We start from the raw sequence: 17,866 nt of genomic DNA on the forward strand, positions 1-17,866 counted from the left end.
TTTAACAGATTTTTAAAAAGCACCCATTAGGATGCTTTATTTACTAAAAATAAGTCGGTAAATCATTTCTTCATTGCGAATATGTTCTTTAAATTTTGACCTATCCAAAGAGTAAAGATACCATTTTTCATGACTATTAGAGTAATTAGCTAACTCAACCTGTATGATATCAGGAAAACTGTATGTATACTCTTCGCCATTTCCTGGATTCTCCAAATGAATCAGTAAAAGAACTCCTGTTTTCGTTACAAATAAATCATGACCAAGTATTTTATGTCTGATACTCTCATCAAATCCTGGAACATCAGGTTCATAACTAAGTTCAATCCTTTTAAATCTGTTTAAAGAATTAATCAAATCTGTATCAAATTTCATTGTATCCTCCCATGTTTTATAAGATCTCATTATAGACATAACCCCTGAGACTATTAATATCCACTATCAGACCTGACACATCATTTATTAATTCTATTTCAATATCGTTCACTAGAATTTCCAAGATAATTTCAGTGTATGATCTACCAAATTTCTTTTGAAGTAAATTGAATAACTCAGCATAGTAAAGTGGTTTTTCATTAAAATAGTGGAGCTTATTTACTATGAAATTGCAAAATTTAATCATTAATTCACTCTTATCTTCTTCACTAAATTCATTCATATTAAATGAAGATGAAAAAGGAGTTTGAAATTTTTCACCTCTCATCCCTCTAACGTTATAAAAAATAGCATCTTCGTTTGACTCTTCAAACAAATTGGTTTGTTGATACGCTTTACTTATTTCTTTAACCTCTGAAACAGCTGATTGATCTAAACCACCTTTTATTTCTATAAACCCAATAGAGCTAAACATATAAAAATCTTTCTCTGATTTGTTAGAAAATTCATTTAACAATTCTACTCTAGGACCAATAATTCTTCCTTTAGCTTCATACCACCAATCTTCTTTTTTTTCATCGGTTATGAAAATTATATTTGTGTTATTTTCGACGGCATAATCTAATACCTGTTTCCAAAGAATGAAGTCACCATACTTGTTTTGAATCTGTACCCCATTATAATATTTAATACCTTTTTTATTTTTAACATCCTTATAACCAGGCGGTATTTCGTTATTAAATCTATTGTCTGCTTCTTTCATAATATCTTTCAATTCTTCTTCAGAATAGGGGTTACCGACTCTATTACTATACAAATCAGTGATTTTTGATTTTATCGAATCACTTTGTAAAAGATCATCTTCTTCACTAATCTTTTTTAAATTATGTACCTTTACCTCAATTACTTTTTTAATCTCGTAAACTAAAGAATCTAAGTCATCTTTATGTCTCTTTTTAAAATTTGACAGATCTTTATTGAGTATGTCTCTAATTTTGTCAGGTATCTGTTGAAAAGCTGAACATACTTTTTCATTCGATCCTCTCTGTTCTAAAATAACTGATTTTCTATTGTAATGATATTCCAATCCTACGTGATGTGGCATCCATAAATTTTCTTTATATTTATCTAATAGTTCGAGAATTTGATCTGAAGTTTCCTTAGTGTATCTATATAAATTTAATAGAACGTTGGTATCAATAACAATTATTGACTCTTCCCAAATATTTTTATCTTCTTTATCAAAATAAAATTCGCGAAATTTCTCTTTCAATCTAATTCCTCCTATACAGATTTCATAATGATTATCGAACATAATTGCCTAATTTGAAGTAAATGCAAATTTTGTCGAACGAAACACCCTCTGCTATAAAAAAGTCTTTAAATTTATGACCTATTACAACAAGCCTACTCTCTTGGAATATGGGGTTTCCTGATAAAAAGTCGAATTTCATTTTTAAACTAATTACTGAAACATTTAAACATCCACCTGTCATGAGTACATGTGGGACTATAAACCGAAATTGTCCTTTGTCTTATCCGTTGTATCTTGTATAATCCCGATATATCGTAATCTAACGTCTGGTGTTGAATGATTGAATATTTCTTGCAACAAGGCAACGCCTTTGAATTTCTTATAGTGCCAATAACCAAATGTCTTTCTCAAAGTAAAGGTCGGAAACTTCAAAAGTTTCTTTACCAATAAGAGAAAGGGAAACCAATTCTGCGGCAATTAGCTTTACATATTTAAAGAGTGGAGTCTGACTACCTACTTTGAAAATCTCATGAACAAAATTGAGATACCTAATAGGACCTGTAAAATACTCTTCTTCGCCTTCATACATTTTTCGACTTCCGATAAATTGGTCTGCAACTTTTATTACTTCCCAGCCTTGATTGCTGATGCGTATTCAAACACCTTGAAATTCCAACCTACTCATAAAAGCTTACTAAAACTCTTCAAATAACTCCTTCACAAGTTTATTCATTATTAATACTTGGATTAGCAGTAAACAACATAAACATTTAAAGGGAATAAGTACGTTTGGAGGAAATTAAATGACACAAGAATCTGATGAGCGTAAGTTGCAACAAATAAAACAAATGCAACAGATGTTTTTAGAGAAAATGAAAACTCAACCTTATCCCATGTACCCTAATTACGGAAAAATCACACGCTATGAAGAAATCCCAATTAATTTACCTGAACAACGTCAACTTCGTCATCCTGGTGTAGAAGGTTTAATGGTGCCACTTCCAATTATTGAAAATACAAATTACAAAGGGAGTGGTAAGTTAGCGGGAAAAGTTGCTCTCATTACAGGAGGGGATAGTGGTATTGGTGCAGCCGTAGCCATTGCCTTCGCAAAGGAAAGTGCTGACGTTGCGATTGCATACTTAGATGAACACGAAGATGCTAATAGAACAAAAGCAAGAATTGAAGAACTCGGGCAACGTTGTTTATTGATGCCAGGAGACTTGCGAGATAAAAGGCAATGTATCACCATTGTAGAGAAAACAGTAAAAACCTTCGGACGTCTAGATGTTCTATGTAACCACGTTGGTATCCAATTTCAACAACCAAGCCTTCTTGACATTACAGACGAACAATTCGATGACACCTTCAAAGTCAACATATACTCACATTTTTACACAACCAGAGCAGCGCTTCCTTATTTAAAACCAGGCAGTTCTATTATCGGCACTTCTTCCGTCGTAACGTATGTAGGTGAGCAACAAATGATTGATTATACAGCCACAAAAGGGGCAATTGTTGGTTGGACACGTGCTTTGTCTAAAAATGTTGTAAAAAAAGGAATTCGTGTAAACGCCGTTGCTCCAGGTCGAATCTGGACGCCACTAATTGCAGCAAGCTTCTCGTCAGACCAAGTGGCTGTATATGGAGCATTTAATCCAATGGAACGAGTTGCACATCCATTTGAACTCGCACCAACATTTGTTTATCTAGCTTCTGATGATTCACGTTTTGTTACAGGTCAAGTGCTGCATGTTGACGGCGGGGAATCCACAAATTCTTAATATAAGGAGGTCATTGGATTGAGATATGAATTTAATCCAGAAGTAGAGTTATTACTTGTAAATCATTCAATGAAAAAAGTTACTATGGTTTATATGGAGCATTCATGGCTAATGTCTGAAATTGGACGTAGACCGCCTTATTATTGCTACCCAAATTATGAACTGAATTATCCAATCATTTAAATAAATCCGCTCCCCCCTCCCAAAACCCTATTTTGAAGCGATTTACGAACTGATGTTCTGAAGAACAAAAAAGCCTGAACCCCTTGATAATAAAGGGGTTCAGGCTTTTAATTTAGTACGTCCCAGGAGAGATTCGAACTCCCGACCGACGGCTTAGAAGGCCGTTGCTCTATCCTGCTGAGCTACTGGGACATGTTGTTATGTAGTGTGCTTTGGTGTATTACCTCAGCGACAAGATTTATTATATTACTATTGTTCTTTAAAGTCAACGGTTTTTCGAAAGTTTTTTCATAAGGGGCAAATGCTGCACCCTTATGAAATACCTTCCAATGTGACAGTGTTTTCGAGGTCTTGTATGACCTGACCTTCGTCCGTGAAAAACTGTACGTTTGCTTCGCTTCCATCTAGTGTCAGTATAGCATAGCTGCGCTCTTTTCGCACTCTTGGCAGGTGCACGCTGCCTGGGTTAATGAGCAGTTTTCCTCTTAGCAGTTCACTGCCTGGGATGTGCGAGTGGCCAAAGCAGATAATGTCTGCGCCTAGCTCTTCTGCACGGTAGTAGACTTGAAGTAAGGATTGTTTGATGCCATGCAGATGTCCGTGAGTGAGAATTAGTTTTCCGCCTCCATCAAGTGGGAGCAGGAGCTCTTCTTCAAAATCGCCCATAAAGTCACAATTTCCTTTGACGACCTTGTATCCTTCGAGAGCTGGGTGGTTCGTTTCGAGTTCTGAATCTCCGCAGTGAATCATCATGTCAACTTCAGCTGCATGCCGTTTGGCAATGGTTTGAAGTTCGTCTGTGAGTCCATGACTGTCACTAATGATGAGTATCTTCATGGCTTCATTCCCCCTTATTCATTTGCGTCTAGCAGTGATGAAAGCTTTTGAAGCGCGACCGCTCGATGGCTGATCTTGTTTTTCTCCTCTGGTGATAACTCGGCCATCGTCTGGTCTTTGTCTTTGACGATGAAAATTGGGTCGTATCCGAAGCCATTTTCGCCGATTGGCTCTTCTGCGATGAAGCCTTCTACTGATCCTTCTACCGTCTTTGTTTCTTTTCCCGGTATGCTGACAGCAAGGGCACATCTGAATCGGGCTGTGCGGTCTTCTTTTTCAATGCCTTGAAGTTCGCTCAGCACTTTTTCCACATTCTCCGCATCGTCTTTATGCTCACCAGCGTATCTCGCTGAATACACACCAGGCTTTCCGCCCAGATAATCAATCGACAGACCGGAATCGTCTGCAATGACCATTTCACCTGCTTTGGCTTGAATGGCCTCCGCTTTGATGATGGCATTTTCTTCGAAGGTTTGTCCTGTTTCTTCAATCTCTTCAGTAAAGCCGATGTCTGCTAGTGTTTTGACCGTGAATCCTTTTGGCTCAAGAATGGCTTTGAATTCTTTCGCTTTGCCCGCATTGTGCGTTGCAATGATGGCTGTTTTCATCCTGATCAAACCCTTCTCTTTATTCGATGACTTCTCCTGTTACTGCTTTTTGCTTTTCGATTAATTCTTTGATGCCCTTTTCGGCTAAATCAAGCAATCCGTTTAGCTGTTCTCTTGAGAATGTCGCTTCTTCGCCTGTTCCTTGAAGTTCAACAAAGCGTCCAGCGCCTGTCATGATGACATTCATATCTACTTCAGCAGACGAATCTTCTTCATAGTTTAAATCTAACAGAAGTCCTTGCTGAGAATCAATTCCGACGGATATCGCCGCTAAATAATCAGTAATCGGGTTTTCTTTGATAACTCTTTCAGCTCGTAGCTTTTGAATCGCAAGTGTCATGGCAACAAAAGCACCTGTGATGGACGCTGTGCGTGTGCCGCCGTCTGCTTGAATGACATCACAATCAATCCAAATGGTGCGTTCGCCAAGCTTTTCTAAGTCAACGACTGCGCGAAGTGCTCGTCCAATTAAACGCTGAATCTCCATAGTACGTCCTGTGACTTTTCCTTTAGATGATTCTCTTATCGTTCTTTGTGCGGTTGCTCTTGGAAGCATGCTATATTCTGCTGTGATCCAGCCTTTTCCTTCTCCTCTTAAAAAAGGAGGTACGCGGTCTTCGATCGATGCGTTACAAATCACCTTCGTATTTCCCGCTGAGATTAAGACAGAGCCTTCTGGGTGCGTGATGTAGCCTGCCTCTATTTCAATTTTTCTCAATTCGTCATATTGTCTTTCATCTAATCTCATGTTTTACCTCCGTTACGATATACATTCCTCGCGGGTGCCAGCGGGGTTCTCCTACTAACTTTGACAACCTCAGCTCGTTCTAATCGCTTGGAATAAAAAAGAGGCAGCGAATATGCATGCCTCTTTTTCTCCATTATATCAATGTGTGACGTTAAAAACTACCTGTATTCACTTGTTCTGGTCGTGAAACCGGCTTTGTGAGCTCTGCTCCTTTTTCGTTCACAAGCTCAGCCTTGCCGTTCACCTTGACAGATACGCTTTTGACGTCCGGCAGCTCGGTTAATGTGAGCACAATGCTATCAAGAACTTTTTGTGAAATGACCTTTTTCTTTTCATCTGCACTGCCAAAAATGGATTCGTTGAAATCAAGTGTCACATGTCCATCTTTTACTTTTGGTACATCATTCAGCTTCACATCTTGATCGAAGTCTGTAAGCAGATGGCTTTTTTTGCTTGGTCCAGAGACGAGCTCATCAATCGCTGCTGTAATCGGATCATCCTCGTCTTTTGGTGCTCTTTTGGTGACCGGAACGTAGTAGGTCTGTTCATCAGATTCAGCTAAGTAATATACCGTCACTGGCTTTGTCGATGTCATATCAGCGGCAGCCTCGTGCTGGATATTAATACCGTCCTCTCTGCTTAAATCATCTGAGATTGGTGTACCGTTCACAGGCATTTCTTTTAGTTCATGTCCATTCATCTTCAATTTGACTTTGGCTATGGAATCAAACTGTGTTAGCGTCCAAGTAACAGATTGCAGGATGCGCTGTTCATCTTCTTTTTTATAGTTTTTAAATTCATTTGAAAAATCCACAATCGCCGTTCCATCTTTAATATCGACAGATACGCTCGTGTCCGCAGGTAAAACTGCTCTGAATCCATTCGGCATTAAGTTAGAAATAGGTCCCCCGTCCACGAGATATTCAAGGGTTTGTTTGGCACTTCCTTCATTTTTCGGCAGCGGAATGGATTGAGAGACGACATACCCGTTTTTATCAATTAAATATAATTCTCTCATGACCGTATCTGCCTGCTTCTCTTCTTTTCCTTCTTTGGCTGTTTGTTTATCTTCTTTATTTTCTTTCACATATGTGACGTTTTGTGGTGGATCAATCTCTGTTTTCGCTTGGTCTGTTTGAAACAATCCGCATCCTGACAAAAGCATGGCTGACGCGATACACGTAACAGCTGCTGTAGATCCTTTTTTCAGCATACTTCACCCTCCTCTAGTAGTTTGTACTACTATGTATACGAGCTCCCTCGGAGGATTAGACCCTTTTCATAAAAAAATAACCCACTTCAAATAGAAGGGGTTATTGCTGATAGATGTGTTCAAGTGACACGGTTTCGACCTTCCCTGGCAGGTAGCCAAACCAGTCACGAGCGATGTTTTGAAAATTTTGCTGCTGTCCTGTTGTGTAAAATGTATGGACAGGCGCTTCTTTAGAGGTATTTAACAGCCCTTTATATGAAAGTATCGTACTTGCTTCTCTCGCTGTCTCATCTCCTGATGAAATGATGCTGACATCACTGCCCATAAAGCGCTGAATCGGTTCTTTTAAAATTGGATAGTGTGTGCAGCCAAGAATAAGTGTATCAATTCCTGTTTCTTTCATCGGTTCAAGGGAATCTTTCACGACTGCCTCTGCTGTCTGATCTAAAAACGTACCGCTTTCCACAAATGGGACAAGGAGCGGACACGCCAGGCTTTGAACTGTTAGACCTGCTTTTAGTGACAGCAGTGCTTCTTTGTATGCCTCGCTTTTGATCGTATTGACTGTGCCAATAACGCCAATATGCTGGTTGTTTGTCACCTTGATCGCTGTGCGGGCACCGGGCTGAATGACGCCAATGACGGGAATATCAAGCGTTGCTTTGATTTCATCCAGTGCGATCGCCGTTGCTGTGTTGCATGCAATGACGAGCATTTTAATATGGTGGTGTTTTAATAAGTAGTGCGCCATTTCCCAAGTATATTGAAGAACTTCTTCTTCTTTCCGCGGGCCATATGGACATCGTTTTGTATCGCCTACGTAAATGATTTTTTCTTTTGGCAGTTGTCTCATGATTTCCTTTGCAACGGTTAAACCGCCGACGCCGGAATCAATGACGCCGATTGGTTGATCCAACAAAATCGCCTCATTTTCTTTTCATTTGCTGCTGTAGTTTCGTTAAGGATTGGTTGAAAACGATGGCTTCTTCTTCTGTGAAAGCCCCTAGAAGTTCACTGACGTATTCTTGGCGTTTAGCAATCACTTCTTGAATGATCCGCTCGCCTTCAGGCAATAAATGAATGCGAACCACGCGGCGGTCAGATGGATCTTTCACCCGTTCGACAAGCTCACTTTTTTCCATTCTATCAATTAAATCAGTGGTTGTGCTGCAAGCCAAGTACATCTTTTGTGACAGCTCGCCTATTGTCATATCTCCGAATTCATAAAGCCACTGAAGCCCGATGAATTGTGGAGGAGTAATCGTATATTGATTCAGGATTTCTCTGCCTTTTTGCTTAATAATTGCGGCAATGTGACGCAATGATTTTTCAATCTCTGCAACATGGCCTGACTCATTCGTTTCCATATTATTGATACCTCACTATAGCATCTCACTTTGATTAAAACGTACATGTCTATTTTCCTCGTTTTTCAAAGAAAATGCAAGAAGAGACTTATGGAAACCATATAGAAATAACCGGTTCCTTCCCGATATGGAAGGAAAACCGGCTGACTTTAGAGCTCTAGCTCACCCATACGCAGAAGCTCGACTACAGCCTGTGAACGGCCTTTGACTCCTAGCTTTTGCATGGCATTCGAAATATGATTTCGAACAGTCTTTTCGCTAATAAAAAGCTCGCTTGCAATTTCTTTTGTTGTTTTATCTTGGACGAGCAATTCGAATACTTCTCTTTCTCTTTTGGTTAATAGCGGCTTGGATTGAAACTCTTTCTCCTTCAAGTATTGTAACCCTCCTTGCTAAGGTGAGAGCTCTAGTCTCTATAGAATGGGATTCTGTATAGTCGAGATATCATATGCCGGGTGCCTGAGGTAGGTGACGTTAAAATCAAGAAATCCCGCATATCAGCGTCCAATTTACTACGCTTTCATCCACGCAAAAAAGGACGAGTCTCCTCCTTGAGACATCGTCCTTTTTTGCGTGGTATTTAAAAGATTGAAATGGCGCCTGTTAACAATGCAATAAGTGTTGTAAAAAGGGCAGTTAACACGGTCCACAGCAGTGCATATTTTTGCAAATCACCAATATCTTTGTTCAGCATACCGACAAGAAGCAGCGTTGAAGCCACAAGCGGGCTCAGTAAGTGGACCGGCTGCCCTATGATAGAAGCACGTGCAATCTCCACCGGATCAATCCCGTAAGCTGCGCCGGCTTCAGCCAAGATTGGCAGCACCCCAAAATAGTAAGCATCATTTGAAAGAATAAATGTAAATGGCATACTCGTCAAAGCAACAATCAGCGGGAAAAATGAGCTGTAGGAATCCGGAATCATGTAAATGACCAAATGGGCGATGGCCTCAACCATTTTTGTTCCTGAAAAGATCCCTGTGAAAATCCCTGCTGCAAATACAAGTGTGATGACCGTTAATGCGTTTCCTGCATGCGATAAAATTCGCTCACGCTGATCTTCAACCTTTGGATAGTTGATCATAAGAGCGATGACAAATCCAATTAAGAAAAGTACAGGAATTGGGATGATATCTAGGACTAGTGTGACCATGACAGCAATTGTTAAGAAGAAGTTAATCCAAATCAGATTCGGTCTCTTGATATCGGCTACTCCATCTTCAATTGACGCAGCCAATTCAGGAGAAATGGACGGCTCTTCTTTGTACTGAATCTCTGCAATCCCAATCCGTTTTCTTTCTTTTTTCCCAAGTACATAAGCAGTAAAAAGTATAAAAAGACCGCCTCCAACCATCGTTGGGAGTAATGGAATGAAAAATTCGCCTGCATCTAATCCAAGCGCCGCGATTGCACGAGTAGCTGGACCGCCCCATGGCGTCATTCCGCTCATAATTCCTAATGATAATAATGAAATTGTTCCTAAAATTAATGGGTTCATCCCAATTCTTAAGAAAAGTGGCAGCATCGCTGATACGGTAATCATGTACGTTGTGGTTCCATCACCATCTAATGCAACGAGCATAGACAAAATTGCTACCCCAAAAGCAATTTTGACAGGATCACCTTTCACAATACGTAGAATGAGTTTAATCAGAGGATCAAACAATCCAGCATCCAGCATGACACCGAAGAATAAAATCGCAAATAACAATAAAGCAGCTGATGGTGCAACAGTTTTCAGTCCATCAAGCATCATGTCCCCTAATCCTTTGTTAAAGCCACCGATCAATGCAAATATGATAGGTACAACGGTTAGAGCCACCACCGGATGCATACGTTTTGTCATAATGAGAAATGTAAATGTCAAGACCATCAAGATCCCTAAAATAGCTAGCACTTTATATCCCTCCATCCTCTTCTTTACATGATCTGCAAGCGCCCCCTTGCACTTGCGATCTATATGTTAGCGCTTTCTATTTCAAGGATATAATAGCTTTTTTTATAATGAAAATATTGATTTTTTCGTCTATTCAATAAATTTCTTTTATAATCACCCTTGCTGATTTCTTAAAAACTCAATGAACGCTTTCACAACAGACAAATGAAGTGAGTCTGGCTGGTACATGAGCCATGTATCTCTTAAAACAGGCTGTCCATCTTTATACGAAAGACCTTTTACAAATAACTCATCACTTGGTCTGAGACAAATTTCTGGGACAATGGCATAGCCTAAACCATGCTTCACCATCTCTTTTGATGTATCCTGACGGTCTGTTTCCATCGTCACAAGCGGAGGCATTGTGAATGTTTCCTGCCACCATCTATTAATCAGCCGTTTCAATGAACTGTCTGTATGATAGTCAATGAGCGGCAAATTCGGGAGATCCTTTAGCTGGATTTCTGATTTTGAAATGATACAAAGACGCTCTTTATCGAGCAAAAAACGCTCTCCATTCCAGTCATAATCGCCTCTTAAAATCCCTAAATGCACACTTGATGTTCCTAATAAATCCATTACCTTTGTGCTCCAGCCTGTGTTGACCATAAATTGAACATGTGGATACTGCTTAGAAAATTCTTTTAATATTTCTGGCAGTTTATACTGGGCAAAGTTGCTTGAGACCCCCAACCGGATCGTTCCTTTGACCTTTTTTTGCATATTGAGCATGCCATCTTTCGTTTGCTGCAGCTGTTTGAGCATGTCATTTGCATATTTAGCCAAGTATTCCCCCTCTGATGTAAATTCAATTCCTCGTTTTCTTTTAAAGAAAAGCTTCATATCAAACTCCTCTTCAAGCTGTTTCAATCGATAGCTTAAGGCAGGCTGAGAGACAAATAATTTTTCTGCCGCTTTTGTGATGTTCTTTTCTTCATAAAGTACCTTTAAAAACCGCCAATCTTTTTCATCCATTATATGCCCTCCTTTTTTACTAATTATAAAATATTTTTATCGATTTATCTTAAAATAATGTATTTAACTTATTTCTTATTATACTTTACCATTTTGGTTAGATAAACAGTTAATTAAAAATTGAGGGTGAGAGTAATGAGAAAAGTTCCAATCACAATCATGCGAGGCGGTACAAGCAAAGGAGTATTCATTCACGCAAACAATGCACCATATGAACACGATGAGCTCGAAGCATTTCTATTAGACATTATGGGCAGCCCTGACCGGCTGCAGGTCGATGGAATCGGCGGCGGTAATTCTTTAACAAGCAAAGTGGCCATTATTGATAAAGCCACACGCCCGGATGTGGATGTGAACTATACATTTGCACAAGTCAGCATTAATGAGAGATTTGTCGACTTTAAAGGAAACTGCGGGAACATCTCATCAGCCGTTGGGCCGTATGCGATCATTAAAGGACTTGTTCAAGCGGTTGAGCCCATTACAACTGTACGTATCCTCAATACCAATACAAATAAAGTCATTACGGCAGAGGTCGAAGTTGAAAATGGAGAAGTGAAATTTGAAGGACAGGCAGAGATTCCAGGAGTAAAAGGAACTGGTTCTCCCATTTATTTATCCTTTGAGAAACCTGAAGGCGCTGTCACAGGTAAAACCTTTCCGACTGGAAACAAAATTGATACGATTCAAACAAAGTTTGGAGAGATTCCAATCTCGATCGTTGACATTGCAAATCCAATTGCCTTTATTCGTGCCAAAGATATTCAATTAAAAGGGACTGAATTGCCTGAAGAGTTTACAGACGAATTACTGGATGATTTAGAAGAAATTCGTTCCCTCGCTGCTGAAATGTGTCATTTTGCACCTAAAGAAATGGCCACATTACAGTCTCCAGCTGTTCCAAAGCTTGCACTCATTAGCGAGCCTGCTGATTATGTAGATACAAATGGAATCTTGAGACGAGCAGCAGATATGGACATCATTGTTCGTATGCTATCGATGCAAAGACCGCACCAAGCACTTGCCATTACCGGCTCTGTTTGCGTGACAGCCAGCTGTTTCTTGGATGAAACGCTTCCTTCTCAGCTGTTTCAAGGTCAAGATGACACCCTTCGTATTGGGCATCCTGCTGGTATTATGCAAACTGAAATTGACATCTCTCAAAACAGAGTCAAAGTTATTCGAACGGCAAGAGAAATTCTAGACGGAGTTGTCTTCACAAAACAAGACTATGTGATTCAGCCTCATATTAAAAGAGAAGCTTAAAGCAGACGATGTTCTCGTCTGCTTTTTTAATGCTGAAGCGGTGCATCGATATCTCCTGCAGAATGAGCTTTTATCTGCCCTTTCTCATCTTTTAGCTGGAGATGACCGTAGCGGTTGACTCCGCAGCAAATGCCCTCTTCCCATGTTTGTTTTTCACGGTCTAACGAAATCCGCAGCGGTTTATGAAGACGATATAACCGTTTGTTGTAGAGAGCTGTGAGTGCTTCAAACCCTTCATTCTTCCAGCGTGTATGATATTTTTCAAAAGCCGTGGCAAGTTCCTTCACAAGCTGATCGGCTTTTACCTCTGTAAGCTCTGATAGGCAAATGGTTTTGTACGGAACATGCTCCGGCTTTGTCTTCACATTGATGCCAACCCCGATATAAATGGCGTTACGGTCTGCTTCAATTAATGTGCCTGATATCTTTGCTTCATTAATAAGAATATCGTTTGGCCATTTGATCGCCAGCTGATCCTCAGCCCTCATGAGAGGTTTGAGAACATCGTAGATCGCAAGTGCCGTCAGCGGAGCAATCGTAGACTGGGTGGAGAGTTCTTCTGGCGGCAAAACTGTCATGGTCACAGCGACATTCCCTGCAGGCGTTTCCCACGGTCTGCCTAGCCTGCCTCTTCCTGCTGTCTGCTGATGTGCATAGACAGCAAATGAGGGTTTTTCTCCTTTTTGCATAAGCCTTTTTGCTTCATTATTTGTACTATCAATGGTGTCATATTGAAAAATCTTCATGTGTTCTCCTTTTGTTTCTTTTTGATATGATCCTTTTATTATAACAAAATGAAACTTACACGATGATGAGGGCTCTATGTTATTTATTTCGTTGAGCTTGAAATGTCTCTTTTTCTTCCTCTGTAAATGGGACAGGTGCGCCTGTTTCTTTATTAATTTGCACCATAGTGACTGAGCCGGTAAAGCATGGTTCCTGCTGCTCGTTTTCTCCTAAATAATGAAGGATGAGTGAGCTTGATCCGACTTTTTCTGGCTTTACATACACACGAAGTCTCTCCCCAATCTCCACCTGTTTGATGTAATCACATTGCAGGTTGGCCACGACTGTAATTGTCTCTTTCACTCGTTTCATTCGTTTATCAACAATTCCGGTTTTTTGAAAAAAGGCAATCCGTGCTTCTTCAAAATATACAAAAGGGGTGACATTGTTCATATGGCCAAACATATCCGTTTCTGAAAAACGGACAGTCGTTTCGACATAAAATCGAAAGGATGCTCTCCATTCTTCAAATGGTTCCTCAATATATGACGGAAGTCTCACTTCATCATCTCCTTATTCATCAATAAACGCCTCTCCCATATTGGAAGAGGCGTTTATTTTGTGTTCCACCCAGCCTCTTGTAAACACTCATCATGATTGGCAAAGAGGACTGAATGTGATGTTATTCTGCGTGATCGCTTCCGAAGAAGTTACGGAAAGCTTGTAATGTTGTATCTCGGTTAAGTGCTGCAATTGATGTTGTCAGCGGGATTCCTTTCGGACAAGCCTGCACACAGTTTTGAGAGTTCCCGCAGTTCGCAAGACCGCCGTCACCCATAATTTCTTCTAGACGGTCAGACTTATTCATCGCACCTGTCGGATGTGCGTTAAATAGACGTACTTGCGAAAGCGGTGCAGGGCCCATAAAGGAAGACTTATCATTCACGTTTGGACAAGCTTCAAGGCAGACACCACATGTCATACATTTAGAAAGCTCATACGCCCATTGACGTTTTTTCTCAGGCATTCTTGGTCCAGGTCCAAGATCATATGTGCCATCGATCGGCACCCATGCTTTTACTTTTTTCAAGGAGTTGAACATGCGGCTTCTATCAACCTGCAAGTCTCTCACGACCGGGAATGTCTTCATCGGCTGGAGACGAATCGGCTGATCTAACTGATCAATTAGTGCTGTACATGACTGGCGTGGTTTTCCATTAATAACCATAGAACAAGCTCCGCACACCTCTTCAAGACAGTTCATATCCCAGTTGATCGCCGTTGTTTTTTCACCTTGTTTATTGACCGGGTTACGTCTAATTTCCATAAGTGCAGAAATGACGTTCATATTCGGACGGTAAGGGATTTCGAATTCCTCATCATAAGACTTTCCATCTGCTGTATCTTGACGTGTGATTATGAAATGAATTGTGTTTTTTTCACTCATCTTATTTCTCCACCTTTTTCTTCGAGTAATCTCGTTTACGAGGTGCAATTAACGATACATCGACGTCCTCATAGTGGAATGCAGGCTTTTGATTTTTCCCTTTGAACGTAGCCATCGTTGTTTTAAGGAATTCTTCATCGTTTCTTTCTGGGAATTCCGGTTTATAGTGTGCGCCTCGGCTTTCATTCCGGTTATATGCCCCGATCGTAATGACTCTTGCCAGCTGAAGCATGTTGTCAAGCTGACGCGTGAAGGCAGCGCCTTGGTTGCTCCATGATGCGGTATCGTTGATGTTGATCTTCTTGTAGCGCTCCATTAGTTCTTCGATCTTCTGATCTGTTTTTAAGAGTTTGTCATTGTAACGAACCACTGTGACATTATCCGTCATCCATTCTCCAAGCTCTTTATGAAGCACGTACGCATTTTCTGTGCCATCCATACTAAGGATGTTGTCCCATTTCTCCTGCTCTTTCTTCACGGCACTGTCAAATGTTGCAGAAGAAAGGTCTTCCGCAGATTTCTCAAGACCGCTAATGTACTTCACTGCATTTGGTCCAGCGACCATTCCGCCGTAAATCGCTGAAAGAAGTGAGTTTGCACCAAGTCTGTTTCCGCCGTGCATTGAGTAATCACATTCTCCGGCAGCGAACAGACCTTTGATATTCGTCATTTGATCATAATCGACCCATAATCCGCCCATGGAGTAATGAACAGCAGGGAAGATTTTCATCGGCAGCTTACGCGGATCGTCACCCATGAATTTTTCATAGATTTCAATGATTCCGCCAAGCTTAATATCAAGCTCTTTTGGATCTTTGTGAGAAAGATCGAGATATACCATGTTCTCTCCGTTGATCCCAAGCTTTTGCTCGACACATACGTCAAAGATTTCACGCGTTGCGATGTCACGCGGTACAAGGTTCCCGTATGCTGGGTATTTTTCTTCAAGGAAGTACCAAGGCTTCCCGTCTTTATATGTCCAAACACGTCCGCCCTCACCACGAGCTGATTCACTCATGAGACGAAGCTTGTCATCTCCTGGGATCGCTGTCGGGTGAATTTGAATGAATTCTCCATTTGCATAATGCGCACCTTGCTGATAGACGATGGATGCAGCAGATCCAGTGTTAATCATGGAGTTCGTTGATTTACCAAACACGATTCCAGGACCGCCTGTTGCCATGATGACTGCATCTGAACGGAAGGATTCAATTTCCATTGTCGTCAAGTTCTGTGCGACAATTCCGCGGCAAACTTCCTCGTCATCTAAAACAGCGCCAAGGAATTCCCAGCCTTCATATTTCGTGACAAGTCCTGCTACTTCATAGCGGCGAACCTGCTCATCCAGTGCATATAATAGCTGCTGCCCTGTTGTAGCTCCAGCAAACGCTGTACGGTGGTGCTGTGTTCCCCCAAAGCGGCGGAAGTCCAATAATCCCTCTGGTGTTCTATTAAACATAACACCCATACGATCAAGTAAGTGGATAATGGACGGCGCTGCTTCACACATTGCCTTTACTGGCGGCTGGTTGGCTAAGAAATCTCCGCCGTATACCGTGTCATCAAAATGCTCATAAGGTGAATCCCCTTCACCTTTTGTATTGACCGCTCCGTTGATTCCGCCCTGTGCACATACAGAATGCGAACGTTTCACAGGTACGATTGAAAATAGTTGAACAGCCGTTCCCGCTTCTGCTGCTTTAATAGTTGCCATGAGACCAGCTAAGCCGCCTCCGACAACGATGATGCTAGAATTACTCATTGTAGCCCCTCTCCCTCTTCTACTAATCTATTTCCTCTTAAACAAAAGCGAAAATTGCTCTTAGCCCTACATATGAAAGCGCTATAAATATACCTAATGTCACATATGTGGAGATTCTTTGTGAGCGTGGTGAAACGGTAATTCCCCAGCTGACAGCAAATGACCACAAGCCATTAGCAAAGTGGAAAATAGTAGATAAAACGCCGACAATATAGAAGCCTAGCATAAATGGAGAGCTTAAAATATTCGCCATCATGTCATAGTTGACTTCAGCTCCAAGCTGAGCTTGAATTCGAGTTTCCCATACGTGCCAAGTGACAAAAATCAATGTGATAATACCTGAAATCCTTTGCAGTCTGAACAGCCAGTTTCTTAAGTAACTGAAGCGAGACGTGTTGTTTTGTGCCGTAAAGGCTATGTACACCCCATAAACAGCATGATAGATCAGTGGTAAGAAAATCACGAACAGCTCAAGTGCATATCTGAAAGGAAGCTGTTCCATAAAGTGTGCAGCTTTGTTAAACGCCTCTGGTCCATCCGTCGCAAAGTGGTTAATCACTAAGTGCTGTATTAAAAATAGACCGACCGGAATGACGCCAAGCAAAGAATGCAATCTCCGATAAAAAAATTCTTTGTTCCCCGACATTACTTTACCCCCTAGTAAAAAAAGTGCAATTGCTTGAAAATTGTCTTACCCCCGCTTCTTTCAATTGTAAGCACTTTATTCAAATTTATTGACAATTTCATTTTACTCCTATGTCAAAAAAGCGTCAAGAAACCGCGTACATAAATTAAAATTTTCCGAAATTTAAAAGTTTTAAATCAAAATTCGTTTTACTACAATAAGAATTTCTTAGACTTCAGGGAAAACTCTGTCATCATATGCCCACATAAGCTATAATAAATTGTTGAAAGAGGGGAGCCGTACAATGAATAAATTCGAATCTAACTTAGAACAGCTAAAAGAAATTGAAGTCAATGGATTTGCCTACGAGCTGATACGCGAAGTTCTGCTGCCTGATATTCTTGGTCAGGACCATTCATCTATGATGTATTTTGCGGGTAAACTGCTTGCTCGTAAATTTCCTCAAGAGTCATGGGAGAAGATCCCCGAATTTTTCCATGATGCCGGATGGGGGACTCTCACAATGGTCCATTCGAAAAAACAGGAAATTGAGTTTGAGCTCGAAGGTCCACTAGTATCAAATCGACTCACCTATCAAAAGGAGCCATGCTTTCAGATGGAAGCGGGTTTTATTGCTGAACAAATTCAGCTTCTTAATGAGCACGTAGCTGAATCCTATGAACAAGTGAAAAAGCGTGCTGAGAAAGTCATTTTAACCGTTAAATGGGATTTAAGAGACCCTAGCTAACAATGCTTATG

20 protein-coding genes and 1 tRNA gene are annotated in these 17,866 nt (G+C 40.7%); 3 read left to right on the plus strand and 18 right to left on the minus strand.

Features of this window, described 5'->3' with window-relative positions; genetic code table 11:
- Nucleotides 1–36: 36 nt before the first annotated feature.
- The 3 genes from ACLGGR_RS15195 to ACLGGR_RS15205 all read right to left on the minus strand — a co-directional run bounded on the left by ACLGGR_RS15195 (nt 37) and on the right by ACLGGR_RS15205 (nt 2,219).
- Nucleotides 37–375 carry a hypothetical protein gene (locus ACLGGR_RS15195; RefSeq protein ID WP_410973390.1) on the minus strand — a complete coding sequence of 113 codons (339 nt, stop codon included), beginning with the start codon at nt 373–375 and terminating at the stop codon, nt 37–39.
- Between the two features lie 16 nt (nt 376–391).
- On the minus strand, nt 392–1,648 hold the full coding sequence (locus ACLGGR_RS15200) for a PIN-like domain-containing protein (RefSeq protein WP_410973391.1): 1,257 nt from the start codon (nt 1,646–1,648) through the stop codon (nt 392–394).
- A gap of 361 nt (nt 1,649–2,009) precedes the next feature.
- Nucleotides 2,010–2,219, minus strand: coding sequence for a hypothetical protein (locus ACLGGR_RS15205; protein ID WP_211043139.1), 210 nt, complete (start codon nt 2,217–2,219; stop codon nt 2,010–2,012).
- 214 nt (nt 2,220–2,433) lie between these two features.
- Between ACLGGR_RS15205 and ACLGGR_RS15210 the strand changes: the two genes are divergently transcribed.
- Entirely contained in the window at nt 2,434–3,414 is a 981-nt protein-coding gene (locus ACLGGR_RS15210; RefSeq protein ID WP_410973392.1) for an SDR family oxidoreductase, read from the plus strand.
- Nucleotides 3,415–3,715: 301 nt separating this feature from the next.
- Here ACLGGR_RS15210 and ACLGGR_RS15215 read toward each other — a convergent pair.
- The 10 genes from ACLGGR_RS15215 to ACLGGR_RS15260 form a co-directional block, all read right to left on the minus strand.
- Nucleotides 3,716–3,789, minus strand: a tRNA-Arg gene (locus ACLGGR_RS15215).
- A 120-nt stretch (nt 3,790–3,909) separates the two neighbouring features.
- Nucleotides 3,910–4,434 (minus strand): YfcE family phosphodiesterase, encoded by a 525-nt coding sequence (locus tag ACLGGR_RS15220; RefSeq protein WP_410973393.1) that lies wholly within the window; start codon nt 4,432–4,434, stop codon nt 3,910–3,912.
- A 14-nt stretch (nt 4,435–4,448) separates the two neighbouring features.
- The gene (locus ACLGGR_RS15225) at nt 4,449–5,051 is read right to left on the minus strand and encodes an XTP/dITP diphosphatase (protein WP_095409231.1); all 603 of its coding nucleotides are present in this window, start codon (nt 5,049–5,051) and stop codon (nt 4,449–4,451) included.
- 10 nt (nt 5,052–5,061) lie between these two features.
- Nucleotides 5,062–5,790: a ribonuclease PH gene (gene rph / locus ACLGGR_RS15230; RefSeq protein WP_065214560.1), complete on the minus strand. Its 729-nt coding sequence runs from the start codon at nt 5,788–5,790 to the stop codon at nt 5,062–5,064.
- A gap of 151 nt (nt 5,791–5,941) precedes the next feature.
- On the minus strand, nt 5,942–7,003 hold the full coding sequence (locus ACLGGR_RS15235; RefSeq protein ID WP_142945579.1) for a GerMN domain-containing protein: 1,062 nt from the start codon (nt 7,001–7,003) through the stop codon (nt 5,942–5,944).
- 100 nt (nt 7,004–7,103) lie between these two features.
- The gene (racE, locus tag ACLGGR_RS15240) at nt 7,104–7,922 is read right to left on the minus strand and encodes a glutamate racemase (protein WP_373271705.1); all 819 of its coding nucleotides are present in this window, start codon (nt 7,920–7,922) and stop codon (nt 7,104–7,106) included.
- Nucleotides 7,923–7,929: 7 nt separating this feature from the next.
- Nucleotides 7,930–8,370 (minus strand): MarR family winged helix-turn-helix transcriptional regulator, encoded by a 441-nt coding sequence (locus ACLGGR_RS15245; RefSeq protein WP_410973394.1) that lies wholly within the window; start codon nt 8,368–8,370, stop codon nt 7,930–7,932.
- 149 nt (nt 8,371–8,519) lie between these two features.
- Complete coding sequence (gene gerE, locus ACLGGR_RS15250; RefSeq protein WP_003184172.1) at nt 8,520–8,744, minus strand: spore germination transcription factor GerE; 225 nt, start codon at nt 8,742–8,744, stop codon at nt 8,520–8,522.
- Between the two features lie 206 nt (nt 8,745–8,950).
- Nucleotides 8,951–10,267, minus strand: a complete 1,317-nt coding sequence (locus tag ACLGGR_RS15255) for a CitMHS family transporter (RefSeq protein ID WP_251216409.1) — start codon at nt 10,265–10,267, stop codon at nt 8,951–8,953.
- A 153-nt stretch (nt 10,268–10,420) separates the two neighbouring features.
- Nucleotides 10,421–11,281: a LysR family transcriptional regulator gene (locus tag ACLGGR_RS15260; protein ID WP_024423208.1), complete on the minus strand. Its 861-nt coding sequence runs from the start codon at nt 11,279–11,281 to the stop codon at nt 10,421–10,423.
- 135 nt (nt 11,282–11,416) lie between these two features.
- Between ACLGGR_RS15260 and ACLGGR_RS15265 the strand changes: the two genes are divergently transcribed.
- On the plus strand, nt 11,417–12,547 hold the full coding sequence (locus ACLGGR_RS15265; protein ID WP_410973395.1) for a 2-methylaconitate cis-trans isomerase PrpF family protein: 1,131 nt from the start codon (nt 11,417–11,419) through the stop codon (nt 12,545–12,547).
- A gap of 26 nt (nt 12,548–12,573) precedes the next feature.
- Here ACLGGR_RS15265 and ACLGGR_RS15270 read toward each other — a convergent pair whose 3' ends face one another.
- The 5 genes from ACLGGR_RS15270 to ACLGGR_RS15290 form a co-directional block, all read right to left on the minus strand.
- Nucleotides 12,574–13,293: a biotin--[acetyl-CoA-carboxylase] ligase gene (locus ACLGGR_RS15270; RefSeq protein WP_410973396.1), complete on the minus strand. Its 720-nt coding sequence runs from the start codon at nt 13,291–13,293 to the stop codon at nt 12,574–12,576.
- Between the two features lie 79 nt (nt 13,294–13,372).
- Entirely contained in the window at nt 13,373–13,834 is a 462-nt protein-coding gene (locus ACLGGR_RS15275) for an acyl-CoA thioesterase (RefSeq protein ID WP_065214556.1), read from the minus strand.
- 121 nt (nt 13,835–13,955) lie between these two features.
- Nucleotides 13,956–14,720 carry a succinate dehydrogenase iron-sulfur subunit gene (gene sdhB, locus ACLGGR_RS15280; protein ID WP_024427169.1) on the minus strand — a complete coding sequence of 255 codons (765 nt, stop codon included), beginning with the start codon at nt 14,718–14,720 and terminating at the stop codon, nt 13,956–13,958.
- A gap of 1 nt (nt 14,721) precedes the next feature.
- A complete protein-coding gene (sdhA, locus tag ACLGGR_RS15285; protein ID WP_048239041.1) occupies nt 14,722–16,482 on the minus strand; it encodes a succinate dehydrogenase flavoprotein subunit in 1,761 nt (586 codons plus the stop codon).
- A gap of 37 nt (nt 16,483–16,519) precedes the next feature.
- Entirely contained in the window at nt 16,520–17,128 is a 609-nt protein-coding gene (locus ACLGGR_RS15290) for a succinate dehydrogenase cytochrome b558 subunit (RefSeq protein WP_048239042.1), read from the minus strand.
- Nucleotides 17,129–17,411: 283 nt separating this feature from the next.
- On the opposite strand from ACLGGR_RS15290, the gene ACLGGR_RS15295 reads away from it, so the two are divergent.
- Nucleotides 17,412–17,855 (plus strand): YslB family protein, encoded by a 444-nt coding sequence (locus tag ACLGGR_RS15295; RefSeq protein WP_024423214.1) that lies wholly within the window; start codon nt 17,412–17,414, stop codon nt 17,853–17,855.
- Nucleotides 17,856–17,866 lie beyond the last annotated feature (11 nt).

It is taken from the genome of Bacillus sp. BD48 (genome assembly GCF_046566805.1).
Taxonomy (GTDB): Bacteria; Bacillota; Bacilli; order Bacillales; family Bacillaceae; genus Bacillus; species Bacillus safensis.

Coding starts and splice junctions, on each gene's coding strand:
- ACLGGR_RS15195 (WP_410973390.1), bottom strand. CDS start 375: ATGAAATTTGATACAGATTTGATTAATTCTTTAAACAGATTTAAAAGG.
- ACLGGR_RS15205 (WP_211043139.1), bottom strand. CDS start 2,219: ATGTATGAAGGCGAAGAAGAGTATTTTACAGGTCCTATTAGGTATCTC.
- ACLGGR_RS15210 (WP_410973392.1), top strand. CDS start 2,434: ATGACACAAGAATCTGATGAGCGTAAGTTGCAACAAATAAAACAAATG.
- ACLGGR_RS15220 (WP_410973393.1), bottom strand. CDS start 4,434: ATGAAGATACTCATCATTAGTGACAGTCATGGACTCACAGACGAACTT.
- rph (WP_065214560.1), bottom strand. CDS start 5,790: ATGAGATTAGATGAAAGACAATATGACGAATTGAGAAAAATTGAAATA.
- ACLGGR_RS15235 (WP_142945579.1), bottom strand. CDS start 7,003: ATGCTGAAAAAAGGATCTACAGCAGCTGTTACGTGTATCGCGTCAGCC.
- ACLGGR_RS15245 (WP_410973394.1), bottom strand. CDS start 8,370: ATGGAAACGAATGAGTCAGGCCATGTTGCAGAGATTGAAAAATCATTG.
- ACLGGR_RS15260 (WP_024423208.1), bottom strand. CDS start 11,281: ATGGATGAAAAAGATTGGCGGTTTTTAAAGGTACTTTATGAAGAAAAG.
- ACLGGR_RS15265 (WP_410973395.1), top strand. CDS start 11,417: ATGAGAAAAGTTCCAATCACAATCATGCGAGGCGGTACAAGCAAAGGA.
- ACLGGR_RS15270 (WP_410973396.1), bottom strand. CDS start 13,293: ATGAAGATTTTTCAATATGACACCATTGATAGTACAAATAATGAAGCA.
- sdhB (WP_024427169.1), bottom strand. CDS start 14,720: ATGAGTGAAAAAAACACAATTCATTTCATAATCACACGTCAAGATACA.
- sdhA (WP_048239041.1), bottom strand. CDS start 16,482: ATGAGTAATTCTAGCATCATCGTTGTCGGAGGCGGCTTAGCTGGTCTC.
- ACLGGR_RS15290 (WP_048239042.1), bottom strand. CDS start 17,128: ATGTCGGGGAACAAAGAATTTTTTTATCGGAGATTGCATTCTTTGCTT.
- ACLGGR_RS15295 (WP_024423214.1), top strand. CDS start 17,412: ATGAATAAATTCGAATCTAACTTAGAACAGCTAAAAGAAATTGAAGTC.